This is a genomic window from Yersinia massiliensis CCUG 53443, assembly GCF_000312485.1.
In the GTDB taxonomy this organism is placed as follows: Bacteria; Pseudomonadota; Gammaproteobacteria; order Enterobacterales; family Enterobacteriaceae; genus Yersinia; species Yersinia massiliensis.
In genome coordinates, this window is the sequence record NZ_HE997648.1 from 190622 (window position 1) to 212161 (window position 21540).

Genomic DNA, 21540 nt, shown 5'->3' on the forward strand with positions numbered 1-21540 from the left:
AGTCAGCTTATCGGGATTCACTTGCTTGCCGCCTTCCTGCAACCTGAAATCTATAGGGTATAAGCGGTGAGCCATCTTTCAAATTGCAGGTGTGTTGGCTGCGCTCGTTCAGGTGCGCCGAAATATCAAATTGGGGATAGGTTGGCACACTATCCCCGATGATTAACTGGAAATCTTAAGTCGGCCCATATGGTGAGCGGCAACAAACTGACCATCGCGGAAGGCAAAATGTGGACTGGTTCCTTCAATCTCAAACCCAAACTTACGGTAAAGCGCGATCGCTGCGGCATTATCGACAAACACCGTAAGCTCAATACGTTGTATATTCAGCCAGTTATCGCATAAATCAATCATGCAAGCCATCAACGCACTACCCACACCTTTTCCGCAATAATGTGCATCAACCGCAATACCGAAGGTTGCGACATGGCGTCGGCGCGCTCGTTGATTTGCTTCAATCGCCAGACTTCCGATGATGTCATCGTCAATGCATGCGACCAAGTTATGTAAGCCCGCTGGAATATCTCTAATCTTCTTTGCCCACATATCTTGTGACGGTAGCGGAAGTTGTAATGTGTCGCGATAAACCTGTGGATGAGAAAACAACTGCTGTAAAGCCTGATAGTCGGTAGATTCCACATGGCGTATCTGCACATTTTCCATAAACAAATCCTTACTCTTAGTGTTTGAATTACTTGATAAAAGACGGTTTAACTTACCTGATCCAATAAAATTAGAATTGGCTAAAAAAAACGCTTTACAAGTGAGAGTGATAATGATTATCATTGTCGTGCTTTCAGATGAGACCATCACAGTTTAGGTGTTCACATTACGAAGGCACGACATTGCTCACATTGCTTCCAGTGTTTACTTAGCCAGCCGGGTGCTGGCTTTTTTTTTGCCTATTTCCACTGCTTATCTTGGGTCCAAAAATGACCATACCCAAGTTATCTCAACGTATCCACTCTCTAATTGCTTCAATTTCAAATCATTTGTATTTCACCTGACTAATCAGTCGAATTTTTTGAACAGAGGGGTGAGTTTTTTACGCTTTCATATTCTCCAGCGACATCTAGACTAAGGAAAACGTTGAGGAGAACTGAACATGATTTATTTACGCAAAGCAGAAGAACGTGGTCATGCTAATCACGGTTGGCTGGATAGCTGGCATACCTTCTCATTCGCTGATTACTACGATCCTGAATTTATGGGGTTTTCAGCGCTGCGGGTGATTAACGAAGATGTTATCGATGCAGGACAGGGGTTTGGTACTCATCCTCATAAGGACATGGAAATCCTGACCTACGTGTTATCGGGCACTGTTGAGCACCAGGACAGCATGGGCAATAAAGAGCAAGTCCACGCTGGTGAGTTCCAGATTATGAGCGCGGGTACCGGCATCCGCCATTCAGAATATAACGGGCGAGATGACCAACCTCTGCATCTCTATCAAATTTGGATTATTCCCAATAAAACCGGTTTAGCACCGCGATATGAGCAGCAAATGTTCGACATCCCGCAAGGGCGGCAGTTAGTGTTGTCACCGGATGCCCGTGAGGGGTCGTTGAAAGTGTTCCAAGACATGACACTGTGGCGTTGGGCATTAAAGCGTGAAGAGCAGTCAATTTATCAGCCACAAGCTGAGCGCCGTATCTGGATACAGGTCGTTCGCGGCAATGTGTCCATTAATGGACATCGTGCTGGTACCAGCGACGCATTGGCTATCTGGGATGAAGCCGCTTTGTCGATTCATGCCGATGAAGACAGTGAAATTTTGCTGTTCGACTTACCGCCGGTTTAAGTTTTTGAACTGAAAATGAAAAGGGTACAGGTATCACGCTGTACCCTTTTTTAATGGGTGCGACCCCTCTCCATTACCCAGCCAATTTATCGTTTGTATACCGCCTCGCTATCACGCTAATTACTTTGGGTATATGCCCTTAATTTTTGCTAGAATTATCTTCCGTTTACTCAGCCTCAGTTCATTGATAATGAAGAAAAAAAGGCCAGTGCTACAAGATGTCGCCGATATGGTTGGGGTCACTAAAATGACCGTCAGCCGCTATTTGCGTAATCCAGAACAAGTTTCTGCGGTTTTACAGAAAAAAATTGCGCTGGCATTGGATGAACTGGGCTACATCCCTAACCGTGCACCCGATATCCTTTCAAACGCCACCAGTCATGCCATTGGTGTGTTGTTGCCGTCATTAACCAATCAGGTATTTGCTGAGGTATTGCGCGGTATTGAGAGCGTGACGGATGCGCATGGTTATCAGACGATGCTGGCGCATTACGGTTATCGGAAAGAGCGTGAAGAGCAGCGCCTCACGTCGTTACTCTCCTACAATATCGATGGGCTGATCCTTTCTGAACGTCACCATACAGCGCGGACTTTGAAAATGATCGAGGTTGCGGGTATTCCGGTGATTGAGCTGATGGACTGTGCTTCACCCTGCCTTGATTTGGCTGTCGGCTTTAACAACTTTGAAGCAGCAAGGCAGATGACACAGCAGATTATCGCCAAAGGCCATCGATACGTGGTCTATTTTGGTGCGCGTCAGGATGAGCGAACGGTCATTAAGCAGCAAGGTTATGAGCAAGCGATGCGTGAGTCAGGATTGGTGCCGATGAGTGTGATGACCAGCCGGTCGTCATCTTATTCAGCAGGAGCAGAGCTATTGCTTGAAGCACAAGCCAGTTACCCGCAAATCGATAGTATTTTCTGCACCAATGATGATTTGGCCATTGGGGCCGTATTTGAATGCCAGCGTCAGGGGCTATCCATCCCGCATGATATGGCGATAGCCGGTTTCCACGGCCATGATATTGGCCAGTCGATGGTACCGAAGCTGGCCAGTGTGCTGACCCCACGTGAAAGGATGGGGCAAATTGGTGCCGAGCGGTTATTGGCTCGATTGCGCGGAGAGGTGGTCACACCCAAAATGGTTGATGTGGGTTTCACCATCCTCCCCGGCGGCAGTATTTAACGCCGTATCACTTAAATCACCATCGATAGCAGCAGGCAACCGATCAGACCACAGACTGAAATGATGGTTTCCAGCACTGACCATGACTTAAAGGTTTCCACGATGGTCAGGTTGAAATACTCCTTGAACAGCCAGAAACCCGGATCGTTAACGTGAGAGAAAATCACGCTACCGGAACCCACGGCTATCACCATCAACTCTGGGCTAGCACCGGTTGTGGCGATCAACGGAGCCACGATACCGCCAGCCGTAATCGCGGCGACCGTCGCTGAACCTAGCGCGATACGCAGCACCGCAGCGATGGTCCATGCCATCAGAATTGGTGATAAACCACTGCTATTCATCATGCCGGCAATGTAATGATCGACACCGCTGTCGACGAGAACCTGTTTGAAAGCTCCGCCCCCGCCAATCACCAACAGCATCATCGCGATGATTTTAATGGAGTCACTCACGGTATCCATCACCGACTCCATTGAACGACCGCGGTTTAAGCCAAAGGTGAAAATCGCGATCAACACAGCAATCAGGGTCGCGATGACGGGGTCACCGAAGAATTCAGCATAAGAGAGGATAGGGTGGCCCTTAGGCAAAATCATCTCTGCAACGGCACGCAATGCCATCAAAATGACGGGAACTAACGCGGTGCTGACACTGACGCCAAAGCTTGGCATTTCTTCATCGGTGAATGTTTTCGGGTTATACAGCCCCTCAGGAACCGGTTTATCAATCCCTTTCAAGAAGCGGGCAAATACCGGGCCGGCTAAAATCACCGTCGGAATCGCCAATAACGTCCCGTACAGCAGGGTTTTACCCATATCGGCGTGGAATATCGTGGCAATCGCGGTAGGGCCAGGGTGAGGAGGTAAGAAGCCGTGAGTCACCGACAGGGCTGCGGCCATTGGCACCCCCACATACAACAGCGGAATGCGAGCTGAAGCGGCGATGCTGAAGACTAATGGCAGTAACAAGACGAAACCGACTTCATAGAACAGGGCGAAACCGACAGTAAAACCGGTTAATACCACTGCCCATTGAATGTGTTTTTTACCGAATTTATCAATCAAGGTGGTGGCAATTCGTTGAGCGCCCCCACAGTCGGCCAGTAGTTTGCCGAGCATGGCACCAAAGCCCATGATTAACGCCAAACTCCCTAGCGTTCCGCCGACCCCTGCTTTGATTGAGCTGACCACTTTATCGACCGGCATCCCTTGCATGACACCCACCGCCAGCGCGACCAGTATCAAGGAGATAAACCCGTTGAGTTTGAAACGGATCATCAGTAACAGCAGCATGGCGACGCCAACTGCAACAATGACTAATGGCATGGTATTTCTCCACTTACGTTAAGTAACTATCTATTCTAGTTATATTTTTCAGTCATCTTCACAGGCAGTAGGGAAAGGAAGGTGACCCTTGTTTTATCATTTACACTCAGCCTTTCGGGCCAGCGTAACGATGTGGTTAGGTCCAATGACGATGTTCTATCCTTTGTGATAAAAGTCACATCTCCATTTGTTACCGGTATCATGATACCGGTAACATGGTAAAATACGGAACCACAGCGAGCGGTGAAATTTCCATTCTGAGATAGAGATCAAAATTATGGCAGGACATAGCATTATCGTGATGGGTGTATCAGGTAGCGGTAAAACCACAGTGGGTGAAGCTGTGGCTCGCCAGATTCATGCCAAATTTATTGATGGCGATGATCTCCATCCTCGCGCCAATATTCAGAAAATGGGCAGTGGGCACCCTCTCAATGATGAGGATCGCGAGCCGTGGTTAGAGCGTCTGAGTGATGCGGCATACAGCCTGCATCATAAAAATGAAACCGGTATTATTGTTTGTTCAGCACTGAAACGCCGTTATCGCGATCGCTTGCGTGAGGGGAATCAGGGAATGGTCTTTTTGTATTTGAAGGGCAGCTTTGACGTCATCATGGAAAGGCTTAAAGCGCGCTCTGGTCATTTTATGCCGACCGATTTACTGAAAAGCCAATTTGATACGTTAGAAGAACCGAACTCAGACGAACCCGATGTGATTTGCGTGGATATTGATGCCGATATCGATGAAGTTGTGCGGCGCTGTGTGCAAGCGCTGGAAGGGCGGGGCTAAGCTTTTTCACTGGTTGTAAGGTGGCTTGTTAGAGATGAATGTCTAAGGCAACTTGCCGCCACTGAATTAAGATAAAACTGGCTGTTCGGCCCGCTCAGACTGCTGACAAACACCGATGACTCGGCCTAAAACGGTAAGGACAGGCAGAAGAGTAAAGCGTCCGCGCCAAGGATGGCGCGGCTCGAGTCATCAGGGATGATTTTACGGCGTCTTTACGATCTGCTTGTCTTCTCCGCAAGTGGCACTTTGTCAGCTATCTCAAGCTCCCGCTTTGATGATATTGATTCTGTGTCACGAGGTACGTCTAGTGAGCCAGATATGCCCGTATGCCATCTAAAAACATCTGTGTCGATAACATCACCAAAATTAACCCCATGAGCCGCTCTAGCGCACTGACCCCTTTATTCCCGAGTAAACGTAGGAACAGATCTGACATCAGTAAAATCGCTGCTGACAATCCCCAAGCTATCATTAATGCTAGTACTAAGTGGCTGAGTTGATTAGGGTATTGATGAGATAACAGCATCAATGTTGCTAAAATAGATGGGCCTGCCACCAAAGGAATAGCCAGTGGCACGAGGAAGGGTTCTTCCCCTGCGGATAACCCTGTGACGCTGCTTTCGGGCGATGGGAAAATCATCTTAATAGCGATTAAAAACAAAATAATACCGCCAGATATTGATACCGTTTCGGTGCGCAGATTTAAGAACGCCAAAATTTTCTCGCCCGCAAATAAGAAAATCAGCATCAAGACGAGGGCGATCAGCAATTCGCGAATCACAACCACTCGCCGCCGCTTAGGCTCGAGATGCTTGAGCACCGACATAAAAATTGGCAAGTTTCCTAACGGATCCATAATCAAAAACAGCAACACCGTTGCTGCAATCATCTCTGTCATTATTACCTCAAAATAATCAATACGACTGGCGTTTCCCGCCAGTCAAAGTCACATATTAGGAAGATTGCTTTGAATCAATCTGGTATCGAATAATTTAACTTGCCACTTTGTTCATATTTTGTAATGTGGTAAGACGTCTATCTTAGTCAGTCTGCCACACTCTGTTCAACGTGTAGATGACAAGACAACCATCCATTAATCGGTGTCACCCTCCAAGGCAGGACAGTAAACATGAAAAACGTTGGTTTTATCGGCTGGCGCGGTATGGTCGGCTCAGTCCTCATGCAACGCATGATTGAAGAACGCGACTTTGACGGCATTCGCCCAGTCTTTTTCTCTACCTCTCAACACGGCCAAGCCGCACCGACGTTCACCGGTCAGCAAGGGACGTTGCAAGATGCTTTTGATATTGATGCACTGAGTGCATTGGATATTATTATCACCTGCCAAGGGGGAGATTATACCAACGAAGTTTACCCTAAGTTGCGTAAAGCGGGCTGGCAGGGCTATTGGATTGATGCGGCCTCTTCTCTGCGTATGCAAGATGACGCGATTATTATTCTCGATCCCGTTAACCATGACGTGATTAAGCAGGGTTTGGATAAAGGTATCAAGACCTTTGCGGGGGGCAACTGCACCGTTAGCCTGATGCTGATGTCATTGGGCGGTTTGTTTGCGAATAATTTGGTTGAGTGGGCATCCGTTGCGACCTATCAGGCAGCATCGGGTGGCGGCGCACGTCATATGCGCGAATTGCTGACTCAAATGGGGATGCTGCACGCGGGCGTGGCGAAAGAGTTGCAAGACCCTGCTTCTGCGATTTTGGATATTGAACGTAAAGTGACTGCCGCAACCCGCAGTGGCACTTTACCGACGGATAACTTTGGTGTCCCACTGGCGGGCAGCTTGATCCCATGGATCGACAAAGCGCTGGATAACGGCCAGAGCCGTGAAGAGTGGAAAGGTCAGGCCGAAACGAACAAAATTCTGAATACCAGCAGCGTGATCCCTGTTGATGGCTTATGTGTTCGTATTGGCGCATTACGCTGCCACAGCCAAGCATTCACCCTGAAACTGAAAAAAGACGTGTCATTGCCAGAAATCGAACAAATGTTGGCGACGCACAATGATTGGGTTCGCGTTATCCCGAACGATCGTGAACTGAGCATGCGCGAGCTGACGCCTGCGGCGGTCACCGGTACACTGAATACCCCTGTTGGCCGCCTGCGTAAGCTGAATATGGGGCCAGAATACCTCTCCGCCTTTACCGTGGGTGACCAGTTGCTGTGGGGCGCGGCAGAACCACTGCGCCGGATGCTACGTATCTTGCTGTAAGCATCAGATAGCCAGACGCGATAATAAAACCCTGATCTTTTGGTCAGGGTTTTTTTAGCTTACCAACGTCCAGTTTGCCAACGTTTAGCTTGCTAACATAGAACCTTCACTCGCCGTAATAAACGGTAATCTAATGACAATTCGAGTGAATTTCTCTGCTTCGCTGATAACGGTGACGCCATATTCGTTGCCATAGCGAACTTTAATTCGCCGGTCGACCAGATTCATTCCTAGCCCATCGCCTTGAGGGCGTGGCTGATACAACCCCGCGTTGTCTTCTACTGTCAGTATGAGCGTCTGGTCAGCCAGTGTGCCGTGCAGCCTAATTTGCCCGTTACTGAACATTTGTGATGTGCCGTGCTTAATGGCGTTTTCAACTACCGGTTGTAGGGAAAAAGCCGGCAATCGCGCGTCCATCAATTCATTTGGTAATGATATTTCGACAGTCAGACGATCAGCAAAACGCGCCTTTTCGATTTCCAGATAGGCCTTCACATGTTCAATTTCATCACTCAGCGTCACCACATCATGGCTACGTTTGAGGTTCTTGCGAAAGAATGTTGAGAGAGAAAGCACCAATTTACGGGCATGATCTGGATTACGGCGGATCACCACCGATAAAGTATTCAGCGCATTAAAGAGGAAATGCGGATTGACCTGCGCATGGAGTAATTTTATTTCCGATTGCGCCAGCAATTGTTTTTGCTGTTCAAATTCACCGGCTAGAATCTGTGCCGATAATAAATGCGCGATCCCTTCGCCCAAGGTGCGGTTAATACTGGAGAATAATTTACTTTTTGGCTCATACAATTTGATACTACCAATCACTCGATGCTCTTCACCCCGTAATGGGATAACTAACGTAGAACCCAGTTTGCAGTTGGGTGAAATGGAGCAGGTATAAGGCACGGCATTCCCATCGGCATATACCACCTGATTTAACTCAATTGCCCGATGGGTATGGTCGGAAGTAATGGCGCTCCCCACTTTGTGGTGATCGGAACCCGTACCGATAAAAGCGAGCAGTTTGTCGCGATCCGTGATGGCAACGGCCCCGACCCCCAATTCCTCATACAAGATACGCGCGACTCGCATGCTGTTCTGCTGGTCAAAGCCGTGGCGGAGCAACCCCTCCGCTCGTGCTGCAATTTGTAATGCTTTGGCAGAGAAGGCGGTGGTGTACTTTTCAAAAATCGCTCGCCTATCCAATAAGATACGCATAAACATCGCCGCACCAATGGTATTGGTAATCATCATCGGCAGGGCTATGTTCTCCACCAATTCGACCGCTTCGGTGAAGGGGCGAGCCACCGCCAGAATGATCAGCATTTGCAAGACTTCAGCGACGAGCGTGATGCCCGCGACAACCAAGGGTTGGAACAACAGGTCGAGGCGATTTTTACGAATCAAATAACTGTGGAGAAAGCCCCCTAATAGCCCTTCGGCCACCGTAGATAACATACAGGCGCTGGCGGTCATTCCGCCCATGGAATAGCGGTGCAAACCGCCGGTTAATCCCACCAGAAACCCGACCGAAGGCCCACCCAGAACGCCACCTAACACCGCGCCAATCGCTCGGGTGTTGGCGATGGAATCTTCAATATGCAAGCCAAAGTAAGTGCCCATAATGCAAAACATGGAGAACGTGAGGTAGCACACCAGCTTGTGGGGTAAACGAACGGTCACCTGCATTAAAGGGATAAACAGTGGTGTCTTACTGAGCAAATAGGCAATGACCAGATAGACGCACATCTGTTGCAGAAGGGAAAAAATTAATTCGACCTGGCTGACGCCCATGTTAGATGACCACGATATTGTCTGGGATAGGTTATTTTTGGCGCGATTATACGCGCATTTTGGCGCGGAAAATTTTAACGGCTCCCCTTTTTGCGCAAAAAAAGAAGGAGAGCGGCAAACCTTTGACCCATTAACGTTTTTGAAGCTTTTTCACTATTAATGCCATCCAAACTATTACCGGCCTCATGGTTTAGGATTTTTATGCCATTAGCCTAAGTTATCCCAGCGTAAACGTTGTATTTATTGATGTTCTACGTGAGAAAAAATTTCATTAACGGTTAGCCAATTTTTTTAGCACCCTTTGACTATGCTTATAGTTTGGGTAAGAAAAATCGACGGATAGCCTGTTAACGTCAGAAAAAAGCGAATTAGATTATTAATTCAACTTATTGGTTGATCATTGACCTTAATCACGATTTAAACATTAAATGGATTGCATGATGAAAAGGTCATTTTCGACTCAAGTAGTTCGGAATTTGTCCAATAAATCATGCCATTAATCATAGGAAGAATGTCATGCCCGTACTTCCCGACCGTAAGGTGATTAATCAAATTATTTCCGGCCACTATGCCGATCCCTTTTCCGTATTGGGAATGCACCAAACTGAGCAGGGATTGCAAGTTTGCGCATTGCTACCAGATGCAAAAGAAGTCTGGCTGGTCGATGCGACCAGTGGGCGAAACATTGCTCAGATGACCCGAGAAGACCCCCGTGGTTTCTTTATCGCTAAACTTTCGCGCCGAAAAAATCTGTTTCGTTATCAATTCGCGGTGACTTGGCAAGAAAGTACACAAATTATCGAAGATCCTTATCGTTTTGGCACGTTGTTGCAGGATATTGATAGTTGGCTGTTAGCCGAAGGCACCCATTTACGCCCATATGAACGTTTGGGGGCGCATATGATGAGCCTTGATGGGGTGGCAGGGGTGAGCTTTGCGGTTTGGGCACCCAATGCCAAACGGGTTTCTGTGGTGGGAGAATTTAATTTTTGGGATGGTCGCCGCCATCCGATGCGGTTACGCCGCGAAAATGGTATTTGGGAGTTATTCCTCCCCGGCGTGCAGGAAGGCCAACTGTATAAATTTGAGGTCATTGATAGCAACGGTCAGATGCGGCTAAAAGCGGACCCTTACGCCTTTAAAGCGCAGATGAGGCCGGAAACCGCGTCGATTATCAGCCCGTTACCTGAGGTGGTGACCAATACTCCTAAACGGCAAAAAGCCAATGACCTGCGCTCACCGATTTCAATCTATGAAGTGCATCTGGGTTCATGGCGTCGCCATACCGATAACAACTTTTGGCTCAGTTATGGCGAGTTAGCTGACCAACTGGTCGAATACGTCAAATATATGGGTTTTACCCATGTTGAATTGTTGCCCATTAATGAGCATCCGTTTGATGGTAGTTGGGGTTATCAGCCATTGGGGTTATACGCCCCGACCCGCCGTTTTGGTACACCGCAAGATTTTAAAGATTTTATCGCCAAGTTTCATGATGCCGGTATCAACGTCATTCTGGATTGGGTCCCCGGCCATTTCCCCAGCGATGAGCATGGTTTAACCAAATTTGATGGCACCTCATTGTATGAGTATGCCGATCCGCGCGAAGGCTATCATCAGGATTGGAATACCCTGATTTATAACTATGGCCGCAATGAGGTACGTAACTATCTGGCGGGGAATGCATTCTACTGGATGGAACGTTTTGGCATTGATGCACTGCGCATCGATGCTGTGGCGTCCATGATTTATCGCGATTATAGCCGTGCTGAAGGGCAATGGGTGCCTAACTATTATGGCGGACGCGAGAATCTAGAGGCGATCGCTTTCCTGCGTTACACCAATCACACCATCGGCGTTGAGCGCCCCGGTGGTGTGACGATGGCAGAGGAGTCAACGGACTTCCCGGGTGTGACCTTGCCGCCGGATTCGGGGGGATTAGGTTTCAATTACAAATGGAATATGGGCTGGATGCACGACACGCTCAATTACATGCAATGCGATCCTGTTCACCGCAAATACCACCATAACTTAATGACATTCGGCATGTTGTACGCCTATACCGAGAATTTCATTCTGCCTATCTCTCATGATGAAGTTGTTCACGGCAAACGTTCCGTCTTGGATCGTATGCCGGGGGATGCATGGCAAAAATTTGCCAACTTACGCGCCTACTACGCTTTTATGTGGGCACATCCGGGCAAAAAACTGCTGTTTATGGGCTGTGAGTTCGCACAGGGCCGTGAGTGGAACTTTGATACCAGTCTGGATTGGCATTTGCTGGATGACGAGAACGGCTGGCATGCCGGTGTACAACGTTTCGTTCGTGATCTTAATCATTGCTATCAACGACATGCGCCACTGTATGAGTTGGATTATCAACCGGCAGGCTTTGAATGGCTGGTGGTTGATGACCATGAAAATTCGGTGTTTGCCTTCTTGCGTCGCGATGCTAACGGCGGTGAATTGATTGTCATCAGTAATTTCACCCCCGTTCCACGCCATCACTATCGGGTAGGGATTCCGCAGGGCGGTCATTATCGCGAAGTGTTGAATTCTGACTCTGAATTTTATCGTGGTAGCAATATGGGTAATCAAGGGGGGATTTATAGCGAATCGGTGGGCAGCCATAGTCACCCGCATTCCTTGCTGCTCACGTTACCGCCGCTGTCGACCATTTATCTATTACGGGAGGGAGTTGTTGCGGAGGGGGCCGGATGATTCACCTGATCCCAGGATTTCCGACCCCAATGGGTGCGCATTTTGATGGCTCAGGGATAAATTTCGCGCTGTTTTCCGCTAACGCTGAACAGGTTGAACTCTGTCTGTTTGATGATGATAACCAAGAGCTGCGCATCCCATTACCCGCCCGTACAGGTGATATTTGGCATGGCTATCTCCCCGCAGGAAAACCGGGGCAGCGATATGGTTATCGCGTCAGTGGGCCATTTGATCCGCAGCGTGGGCATCGCTTTAATCCGCATAAATTATTGCTAGACCCCTGCGCTCATGCTTTGGACCATAAAGTGGGGGATGATCCCAGTTTAGAAGGCGGTGTTAGCCAACCGGATGAGCGGGACAGTGTGGCCGCGATGCCTAAATGCATTGTGGTACATGAAGCATATAACTGGCAGGGGGATAAATCGCCCATCATTCCTTGGGGCAATACGGTGATTTATGAAGCCCATGTTCGGGGGTTAACCCAATTACACCCCGATATTCCTGCCGACTTACGTGGAACCTACGCTGGGCTCGCCCATCCCGCGATGATTGGCTATTTGAAAAAACTGGGTATCACCACCTTGGAACTGTTACCGGTGCAATTTCACGTCGATGAGCCGCGGTTGCAGAGAATGGGGTTGGGTAATTATTGGGGCTACAACGTGCTCGCGCCCTATGCTGTCGATCCTGATTATGCCTCCGGCCGTGACGGGATTTCGCCGCTAAAAGAGTTTCGCGATGCGGTCAAAGCGCTGCACAAAGCGGGCATCGAAGTGATCCTCGACGTGGTGTTTAACCATACTGCTGAGCTAGACGTTTTCGGCCCCACGTTGTGCCAGCGTGGTATCGATAACGCCAGCTATTACTGGTTAACCGAAGAAGGCGAGTACGACAACATGACCGGCTGCGGCAATGCGCTGCGCCTAAGTCATCCTTATGTGATGCAGTGGGTGATTGATTGCCTGCGTTATTGGGTCGATAGCTGCCATGTTGATGGCTTCCGCTTTGATTTGGGAACCGTTTTGGGCCGCACACCCGAGTTTGATCAACACGCGCCCTTTTTTGCCGCGTTAGCCGCTGATGAACGCCTGAGTGCCTGCAAAATGATTGCAGAACCTTGGGATATCGGCTGGGGTGGCTATCAGTTAGGCCAGTTCCCTACCGGTTTTAGCGAGTGGAATGATCAATATCGCGATGCGATGCGCCGTTTCTGGTTGCGAGATGATTTGCCGCTGGGATTGTTTGCTCAGCATTTTGCGGGAAGCAGTGCGCTGTTTGAACAGCGGGCGCGCTTACCTTCCGCCAGTATCAATCAAATTACCGCACATGATGGTTTCACTTTGCAGGATTTACTGTGTTTTAACCAAAAGCACAATGAAATCAATGGCGAAGAGAACCGTGATGGCAGTGATAACAATCATAGCAATAATTTTGGACGTGAAGGTTTGGTGGCTGATGACGCGATTTGGCAACGGCGAAAATCGTGCCAACGGGCTTTATTGACCACCTTGTTATTGTCGCAAGGGACACCCATGTTGCTGGCCGGTGATGAGCATGGTCATAGCCAGCAAGGCAACAATAATGCGTATTGCCAGAATAATATCCTCACCTGGCTCGACTGGGGCAGTGCGGATAAAACATTAACGGCATTTACCGCTGAGCTTATTCGGTTGCGCCAGAAAATTCCGGCCCTGATTCAGGATACATGGTGGCAGGAAGGGGATGGCAGCGTGCAATGGCTGGACAACCAGGGGCAAGCGCTGAGTGATATCGCTTGGGAACATGGCAGCCAGAAACAGCTACAAATTTTGTTATCTCAGCGCTGGCTAGTGGTGATAAATGCCACTGACCAGGCCTGTGACATGCATTTACCTGTGGGGGAATGGGTGACGGTTCCTCCTTTTGGGCCATCAGCGCTTGAGCGCCCATTAACCGTATGGAACGGAGCCGCGCATGACATTTGCGTGCTCATACAGAAATCTTAAGGAGTCAGCCATGGTTAAATTCGAAAATAAAGATCCGATGATGTTAGGCAGACTATTACCGAATAAGTCTGTGGCGCTGATTTTGGCTGGTGGCCGAGGATCACGACTGAAAGATTTAACCGCCACTCGCGCCAAGCCTGCGGTGCATTTTGGCGGTAAGTTCCGCATCATCGATTTTGCGCTGTCTAATTGCCTGAACTCCGGCATCCGCCGCATTGGTGTCATCACTCAGTACCAGTCCCATACGCTGGTGCAGCATATTCAGCGCGGTTGGTCATTCCTCAATGAGGAAATGAATGAGTTTGTGGACCTCTTGCCTGCTCAACAACGCTTGAGTACCGAGCAGTGGTACAAAGGCACGGCAGATGCGGTTTATCAGAATCTGGATATTATTCGTCGTTATGACGCGGAGTATATTGTCATCTTAGCGGGTGACCATATTTACAAGATGGATTACTCGCGCATGCTGATAGACCACGTGGAGAAAGGGGCTGAATGTACAGTCGCCTGTATTCCGGTTCCCATTAGTGAAGCCAGTGAATTTGGTGTAATGGAAGTGGCGGAGGATTTCCAGATAACGGCGTTCTTCGAAAAACCGTCCGACCCGCCAGCCATGCCCGGGCGTCCAGATATGGCATTAGCCAGCATGGGGATCTATATTTTCAATGCTGACTACCTGTTTAAACTGTTAGAGGAAGACCGGAATACCCCTGGTTCTAGCCATGACTTCGGTAAAGACTTAATTCCTAAATTGACCGCAGAGAAAGTGGCTTGGGCGCATCCGTTTGATCTTTCCTGCGTGACTTCGAATTCGGACTTACCTCCTTATTGGCGGGATGTTGGGACGTTGGATGCCTACTGGCGAGCGAACCTTGATTTGGCCTCGGTCACCCCTGAGTTGGATATGTATGACCGTGCTTGGCCAATTCGTACTCATATGGAACCCTTGCCGCCAGCCAAGTTTGTGCAGGACCGGTCGGGCAGTCATGGGATGACCATGAACTCCTTGGTTTCTGGTGGTTGCATTGTCTCCGGCTCGGTGGTGGTGCATTCGGTGTTATTCCCGCGGGTGCGGGTGAACTCGTTCTGCACCATTGATTCCAGTGTTCTGTTGCCTGACGTCAATGTCGGGCGCTCGTGCCGCTTACGTCGCTGCATTATTGACCGCGCATGTCATATCCCCGAAGGGATGGTCATCGGGGAAAACGCCGATGAAGACAGCGCGCGTTTTTACCGTTCAGAAGGGGGCGTGGTGTTGGTGACTCGGAAGATGTTAGCCAAGTTAGCAGCTAAATAGGGCTATTTTATTTGCGACATTGAGTAAAACCAGATTGGTATTAGGAGCCATAATGCGGGTACTACACGTATGTTCTGAGCTGTTTCCCTTATTGAAAACAGGGGGATTGGCTGACGTTGTTGGTGCTTTACCTGCCGCCCAGATTGCTGAAGGTGCGGAAGTGCGGGTGATGCTGCCCGCTTTCCCTGACTTGCGTCGCGGCATTCCGGATACGGTATTAGTCAGGGAGATTGATACTTTTGCTGGGCGAGTGTCGTTACGTTACGGTCATTTTCAGGGGATTGGTATTTATCTGATTGATGCGCCGGGCCTTTATGATCGGGCCGGTAGCCCCTACCACGACCAATCGTTGCATGCTTATTCCGATAACTACCGTCGCTTTGCATTACTGGGGTGGATGGCTTGTGAATTGGCCTGCGGACTAGATGGTTACTGGCGGCCTGATGTGGTGCATGCCCATGACTGGCATGCGGGATTGGCTTGCGCCTACTTGGCTGCGCGAGGTCGCCCTGCACGATCGGTATTTACCGTCCATAATTTAGCCTACCAAGGGCTGTTTTCAGCCCATCACTTGGCCGAGTTACAACTCCCCGCTGCCTTCTTCCAAATGTACGGGTTGGAGTTTTACGGCCAAATTTCCTATCTGAAAGCTGGGTTGTTCTTTGCTGATCATGTCACGACAGTCAGCCCGACCTATGCTAAAGAAATTACCCAACCTGCTTTTGGTTATGGCATGGAGGGGTTGTTGCAAGAGCGCGCCAGTCAGGGGAGATTGACTGGAATACTCAATGGGGTAGACAGTGACATATGGGACCCAGAAACGGATACCCTGCTGCATGAACGTTATGGTGCAGAGGACTTGCAAAAGAAAGCCGTGAATAAAGTCCATCTTCAAACCACCATGGGGTTGGAGGTCACGGATAAGAAGCCTATTTTTGCGGTGGTCAGTCGGTTGACAGAGCAAAAAGGGTTGGATTTAGTATTGGAGGCCTTGCCCGACTTATTGCGATTGGGGGGACAACTGGCAGTGCTTGGGGCAGGGGATGCGATTCTACAAGAGGCATTTTTGGCGGCCGCAGCAGACTATTCCGGCCAAGTTGGGGTACAAATTGGCTACCATGAGGCATTTTCTCACCGCATCATAGCGGGTGCAGATGTGATTCTGGTGCCGAGTCGTTTTGAACCCTGTGGGCTCACACAATTGTATGGTTTGAAATATGGCACATTGCCACTGGTCCGGCGTACGGGCGGGTTGGCAGATACCGTGGTGGACTGTGCGCTGGAGAATCTGGCTGATGGCAGCGCCTCGGGGTTTGTGTTTGATGAATGCGATGCGCAGGCATTGGTACAGGCAATACGCCGTGCTTTTGTACTGTGGAGCCGGCCAAAACATTGGCGCCATGTCCAACGCCATGCAATGGGGCTGGACTTTGGTTGGCAAGTCGCAGCGGCAGAATATCTGTCACTTTATCGGCGTCTTTGATGGCCGATTTGTCGTCACCACGATGGGTTGTAAATACGATTAGTTTTCAACATAACTAGTTGTCACCACGAATTGGGAAAACCGCTATGACATCACCGTTCAGTTATACCTCTCCCATTGTCAGTGTGGATGCACTGAAACATTCCATTGCCTATAAACTGATGTTTATTGTTGGCAAAGATCCCACGATTGCGACTCAGCACGATTGGCTGAATGCGACTTTATTTACGGTACGTGACCGTATGGTTGAGCGCTGGTTGCGCTCTAATCGCGCGCAGTTATCACAAGACGTCCGGCAGGTTTATTATCTGTCGATGGAGTTTTTATTGGGGAGAACACTCTCTAATGCGCTGTTATCGCTGGGCATTTATGATGACCTCGAGCAAGCGTTAGATGAGATGGGGCTCAGTTTGTCAGAGCTGATTCAAGAAGAAAATGACCCTGGTTTAGGTAATGGGGGCTTAGGCCGTTTGGCGGCATGTTTCTTGGATTCGCTGGCAACATTGGCGCTGCCGGGGCGTGGCTACGGTATCCGCTATGAATATGGCATGTTCAGCCAGAAAATCGTTAACGGCCAACAGATGGAATCGCCGGATAACTGGCTGGAATACGGCAATGCTTGGGAGTTCCCACGGCATAACACCCGCTATAAAGTGCGTTTTGGTGGTCGAATTCAGCAAGAAGGCAGTAAAACGCGCTGGCTAGAAACCGAAGAGATCCTGGCCTGCGCCTATGATCAAATCATCCCTGGTTTTGATACTGATGCCACCAATACATTGCGTTTATGGTCAGCGCAGGCCAGTAACGAAATCAATCTGGGTAAATTCAATCAGGGTGATTACTTCGCTGCGGTTGAAGATAAAAACCACTCAGAAAACGTGTCACGGGTCTTGTATCCCGATGACTCAACCTATTCCGGCCGCGAATTGCGTTTGCGGCAAGAGTACTTTTTAGTCTCAGCGACGGTGCAAGATATCCTGAGCCGCCACTGGACCATGCACCAGACGTTCGACAATCTGGCCGACAAGATTGCGATTCACCTGAACGATACCCACCCCGTACTTTCTATCCCTGAAATGATGCGTCTGTTGATCGACGAACATAAATTTAGCTGGATGGATGCGTGGGATGTGGTGCAACAGGTGTTCTCTTACACCAACCACACGTTAATGAGTGAGGCATTGGAAACTTGGCCGATCGACATGATCGGCAAGATCTTACCGCGTCATTTGCAAATTATCTTTGATATTAATGATCACTTCCTGAAGTTGGTACAAGAGCAGTATCCGGATGAACCCGAGTTGCTCTCGCGCGTGTCGATTATCGATGAAACCCATGGTCGGCAGGTACGTATGGCTTGGCTTGCAGTTATCGCCAGCCATAAAGTGAATGGGGTGTCTGCTCTGCATTCCGAGTTAATGGTGCAATCGCTGTTTGCCGATTTTGCTCGTATCTTCCCTAATCGATTCTGCAATAAAACCAACGGTGTCACTCCTCGGCGCTGGTTGGGGTTGGCGAACCGGCCATTGGCGACGGTGTTGGATGAAACTATCGGCCACAATTGGCGTACCGATCTCAGCCAACTGAGTGAGCTGGAAAAGAGTCTCGATTACCTTGGTTTCTTGCGCTCGGTACAAAAAGCCAAGCTGGAGAACAAGAAACGGTTAGCTATCTATATTGCTGAAAAACTGAATATTGTGGTCAATCCGGCGGCGTTGTTTGACGTCCAAATCAAGCGAATTCACGAGTACAAGCGGCAACTGTTGAATGTACTGCATGTGATAACCCGCTATAACCGTATTCTCGAGGCTCCTGATCAGAAGTGGGTGCCGCGTGTCGTGATATTTGCCGGTAAAGCGGCTTCGGCCTATTACAACGCGAAGCAAATCATCCGTTTGATCAACGATGTCGCTAAAGTAATTAACAATGATCCGCGAGTGAATAACCTGCTGAAAGTGGTGTTTATTCCGAATTACAGCGTCAGTCTGGCGCAGTTGATCATTCCGGCAGCGGATCTTTCCGAGCAGATCTCACTGGCAGGGACCGAGGCATCGGGGACCAGCAACATGAAGTTTGCCTTGAATGGGGCGCTGACGATTGGCACGCTGGATGGGGCGAACGTCGAGATGCTGGAACATGTCGGCGAGGATAATATCTTTATCTTTGGCAACACCACGGAACAGGTCGAGGCGTTACGTAATAACGGGTATAACCCACGGAAATATTACGATGAAGACCCAGAACTGCACCAAGCCCTGACGCAGATTGCCACCGGCACTTTCAGCCCAGAAGAGCCTCAGCGTTATACCAATCTGTTTGATTCACTGGTCAATTTAGGCGATCACTATCAGTTGTTGGCCGATTATCGCAGCTATGTGGACACGCAGGATCAGGTGGATGCGCTCTATCTTCACCCTGATGAATGGACGCGTAAAACCATACTCAATATTGCCAATATGGGGTATTTCTCTTCTGATCGGACGATCCAAGAGTATGCCGATGAAATTTGGGATATTAAGCCGATCCGGCTGTAATGATTAACGCGGTTCATAATAAAAAACCCTCTTCACGGTGAAGAGGGTTTTTTTTGATTCTCACAATGTCTAACGTAGCTATCAGGAAACGAGCGAGAGCGTCTGCTGTTTTTTACTTTGCTCAGCGGCTAGCCATTGCGCAATCCGTTGTTTTTGTGCTTCGTCTAAAGCCATACCCAATTTGGTACGACGCCAGATAGCATCATCAAGCTCGACAACCCATTCTTTCTCGACCAAATAGCGCAATTCTGCTTCGTACACGCCATGACCAAAGTGTTCACCTAGGCTTTCGATGCTAGTGGCATCCGCTAGAATCAATTCGCTGTGGCTGCCATAAGTGCGGGTATAGCGACGAGCCAACGCCTCAGGTAACCAGTTATAACGGTGACGCAACTGCACGGTGTAGTTATCGCGGCTACCGCCAATATCCCCACCCGGTAAAGAGCCGGTTTTGGTCCATGCTGGGCCGACATTCGGGTAATAGGTCGACAGTTTTTCCAGCGCATGCTCTGCCAGCTTGCGATAAGTGGTCAGTTTACCGCCAAAGACAGAGAGTAACGGTGCCTTGCCATCTTCATCGGCCACATCCAACGTGTAGTCGCGGGTCACGGCTTGCGGCGCATCTGATTCATCGTCGCACAATGGGCGGACACCGGAATAAGTCCAGACGATATCGTCGCGGCCCAACTGCTTCTTAAAGTGGTCGTTATAAACTTTAAGCAGGTAATCAATCTCTTGATCGTCGATCTTCACCTCTTTCGGATCGCCGTGGTACTCCACATCGGTGGTGCCGATGATGGAATACTCATCCAACCAAGGAATAACGAAAACAATACGGTGGTCTTCGTTTTGCAGAATATAAGCTTGTGGTTGGTTATGTACCCGAGGAACCACGATATGGCTGCCTTTGATCAAGCGGATACCATAAGGCGATTTGAGTTTCAGGCCATCGTCGAAGAACTGCTTAACCCATGGGCCTGTAGCATTGACCAAGCCTTTGGCACGCCAAGTAAAGGTTTTACCTGTGTTCACATCGACCGCTTCAACCATCCATAAACCTTGCTCACGCCATGCGCGGGTTACTTTGGTGCGGGTACGGACTTCACCGCCACGTTCGACCACTTCCTGTGCGTTCAGCACCACTAAGCGAGCATCGTCGACCCAGCAGTCAGAATATTCGAAACCGCGCACTAATTCGGATTTCAAAACGGACTCAGGGCCGAAACGCAACCCTTTACTGGCGGGTAACGTCGTCCGTTTGCCCAAATGGTCGTACAGGAACAGGCCAGCACGAATCATCCAAGCGGGGCGCAGGTGCGGCTGATGTGGTAAGCGGAAACGCATTGGGAACGCGATATGCGGTGCCAGCCTCAGCAGGACTTCACGTTCGGCCAGTGCTTCGCTCACCAAGCGGAACTCGTAGTGTTCTAGGTAGCGCAAGCCACCATGAATCAGTTTGGAACTGGCGGAAGACGTCGCACAGGCCAAATCTTGTGCTTCCAGCAGCAGAACGGACAGGCCACGCCCTGCAGCGTCAGCAGCGATACCGGCACCATTAATGCCGCCACCGATCACGATCAAGTCTTTGGTTTCCATGCTTCCTTCCTCCGGATGTTCGAAACAGCTCTCTAATGTTCGTTTTCGCTCACGATTGTAATCAAAAACCAACAAACAAGCCAAGAGTTAACCAAAAAAAACATTCACGCGTGATGGAGGTAACAGTTTTGTTATCAGGATGTGGGATGAATTGGAGGGAAGGGGGCGTTGGGGGTGGTTGATATTTGGCTTTGGCTTTGGCTTTGGCTTTGGCTTTGGCTTTGGCTTTGGCTTGGTGATCGGTTCGGTTGATATGAGATCGGTGCTCACTTTGGCTTTGATGCCTCAACCGCCAAAGGGGCCATGAGCGTGGCCCCTTTGGAAACCCGCGCTTCGCACGCATCGCTTGTCCACTGTGTGGATTCCCTCACTCATCGTTTCGGCTGACGGACCGGGCCGATTCACTCCTGTTCAAGCGGCCCTCGCTCGGCATCCATGCCTCGCGTCCTACCTTCTCTCTTCATTCGGCAGCTCAAATGTGCTTTTAAACATCAAAATCAAAACCATGATTTTTAGGTCTTGGGTCTTGACGTTGAGCGCAATCAGAAGAATTGCCGACGAGGATGAAGGGTAGAGTGAGCGGGCAGGACGCCCGCGAAAAGCGCGTTTGGGCAAGGATGCCCATCGCGCTGGCTCGTGAGCCGAAAGACGTAGGAGGTTTACCCGCAGGGCAATATTTCGCGCAAAGGCGCGGGTGTTGGGCCGCCGCCCTGCGGCCCGACTCGGTTGAGGCTGAGGAGATAAGGCCACCACCGAACGAATATCAACCGAAACCAGATCCAGTCATCT

The 21540-nt window shown here is 49.6% G+C and carries 14 protein-coding genes; 9 read left to right on the top strand and 5 right to left on the bottom strand.

Annotated features, from left to right (window positions below):
• Nucleotides 1-162 precede the first annotated feature (162 nt).
• On the bottom strand, nt 163-663 hold the full coding sequence (locus tag BN68_RS18945) for a GNAT family N-acetyltransferase (RefSeq protein ID WP_042806981.1): 501 nt from the start codon (nt 661-663) through the stop codon (nt 163-165).
• Nucleotides 664-1105: 442 nt separating this feature from the next.
• Here BN68_RS18945 and BN68_RS18950 point away from each other — a divergent pair, with 442 nt between their 5' ends.
• Together BN68_RS18950 and gntR are read left to right on the top strand one after the other, a co-directional pair.
• Complete coding sequence (locus BN68_RS18950) at nt 1106-1801, top strand: pirin family protein (protein WP_019212764.1); 696 nt, start codon at nt 1106-1108, stop codon at nt 1799-1801.
• Nucleotides 1802-1991: 190 nt separating this feature from the next.
• Entirely contained in the window at nt 1992-2987 is a 996-nt protein-coding gene (gntR, locus tag BN68_RS18955) for a gluconate operon transcriptional repressor GntR (protein WP_042806982.1), read from the top strand.
• A gap of 11 nt (nt 2988-2998) precedes the next feature.
• Here gntR and gntT read toward each other — a convergent pair whose 3' ends face one another.
• Nucleotides 2999-4315, bottom strand: a complete 1317-nt coding sequence (gene gntT / locus BN68_RS18960) for a gluconate transporter (RefSeq protein WP_019212766.1) — start codon at nt 4313-4315, stop codon at nt 2999-3001.
• A 277-nt stretch (nt 4316-4592) separates the two neighbouring features.
• Between gntT and BN68_RS18965 the strand changes: the two genes are divergently transcribed.
• The gene (locus tag BN68_RS18965) at nt 4593-5105 is read left to right on the top strand and encodes a gluconokinase (protein WP_019212767.1); all 513 of its coding nucleotides are present in this window, start codon (nt 4593-4595) and stop codon (nt 5103-5105) included.
• 304 nt (nt 5106-5409) lie between these two features.
• Here the strand turns inward: BN68_RS18965 and BN68_RS18970 are convergent, their stop codons facing one another.
• On the bottom strand, nt 5410-6003 hold the full coding sequence (locus BN68_RS18970) for a YhgN family NAAT transporter (RefSeq protein WP_019212768.1): 594 nt from the start codon (nt 6001-6003) through the stop codon (nt 5410-5412).
• A 231-nt stretch (nt 6004-6234) separates the two neighbouring features.
• Between BN68_RS18970 and asd the strand changes: the two genes are divergently transcribed.
• A complete protein-coding gene (gene asd, locus BN68_RS18975; RefSeq protein WP_019212769.1) occupies nt 6235-7338 on the top strand; it encodes an aspartate-semialdehyde dehydrogenase in 1104 nt (367 codons plus the stop codon).
• A gap of 84 nt (nt 7339-7422) precedes the next feature.
• Here the strand turns inward: asd and BN68_RS18980 are convergent, their stop codons facing one another.
• Nucleotides 7423-9135 carry a sensor histidine kinase gene (locus BN68_RS18980; RefSeq protein ID WP_019212770.1) on the bottom strand — a complete coding sequence of 571 codons (1713 nt, stop codon included), beginning with the start codon at nt 9133-9135 and terminating at the stop codon, nt 7423-7425.
• A gap of 516 nt (nt 9136-9651) precedes the next feature.
• On the opposite strand from BN68_RS18980, the gene glgB reads away from it, so the two are divergent.
• The 5 genes from glgB (at nt 9652) to glgP (ending at nt 19155) form a co-directional block, all read left to right on the top strand.
• Nucleotides 9652-11856 carry a 1,4-alpha-glucan branching enzyme gene (gene glgB, locus BN68_RS18985; protein ID WP_019212772.1) on the top strand — a complete coding sequence of 735 codons (2205 nt, stop codon included), beginning with the start codon at nt 9652-9654 and terminating at the stop codon, nt 11854-11856.
• Nucleotides 11853-13841 carry a glycogen debranching protein GlgX gene (gene glgX, locus BN68_RS18990; protein WP_019212773.1) on the top strand — a complete coding sequence of 663 codons (1989 nt, stop codon included), beginning with the start codon at nt 11853-11855 and terminating at the stop codon, nt 13839-13841. Before glgB ends, glgX begins: the two co-directional genes overlap by 4 nt.
• A gap of 10 nt (nt 13842-13851) precedes the next feature.
• Nucleotides 13852-15138 carry a glucose-1-phosphate adenylyltransferase gene (glgC, locus tag BN68_RS18995; RefSeq protein ID WP_019212774.1) on the top strand — a complete coding sequence of 429 codons (1287 nt, stop codon included), beginning with the start codon at nt 13852-13854 and terminating at the stop codon, nt 15136-15138.
• A 52-nt stretch (nt 15139-15190) separates the two neighbouring features.
• A complete protein-coding gene (gene glgA, locus BN68_RS19000) occupies nt 15191-16621 on the top strand; it encodes a glycogen synthase GlgA (protein WP_042806984.1) in 1431 nt (476 codons plus the stop codon).
• Between the two features lie 86 nt (nt 16622-16707).
• Nucleotides 16708-19155, top strand: a complete 2448-nt coding sequence (glgP, locus tag BN68_RS19005; protein ID WP_019212776.1) for a glycogen phosphorylase — start codon at nt 16708-16710, stop codon at nt 19153-19155.
• Nucleotides 19156-19236: 81 nt separating this feature from the next.
• On the opposite strand, the gene glpD is transcribed toward glgP, so the two are convergent.
• On the bottom strand, nt 19237-20751 hold the full coding sequence (gene glpD / locus BN68_RS19010) for a glycerol-3-phosphate dehydrogenase (RefSeq protein WP_019212777.1): 1515 nt from the start codon (nt 20749-20751) through the stop codon (nt 19237-19239).
• Nucleotides 20752-21540 lie beyond the last annotated feature (789 nt).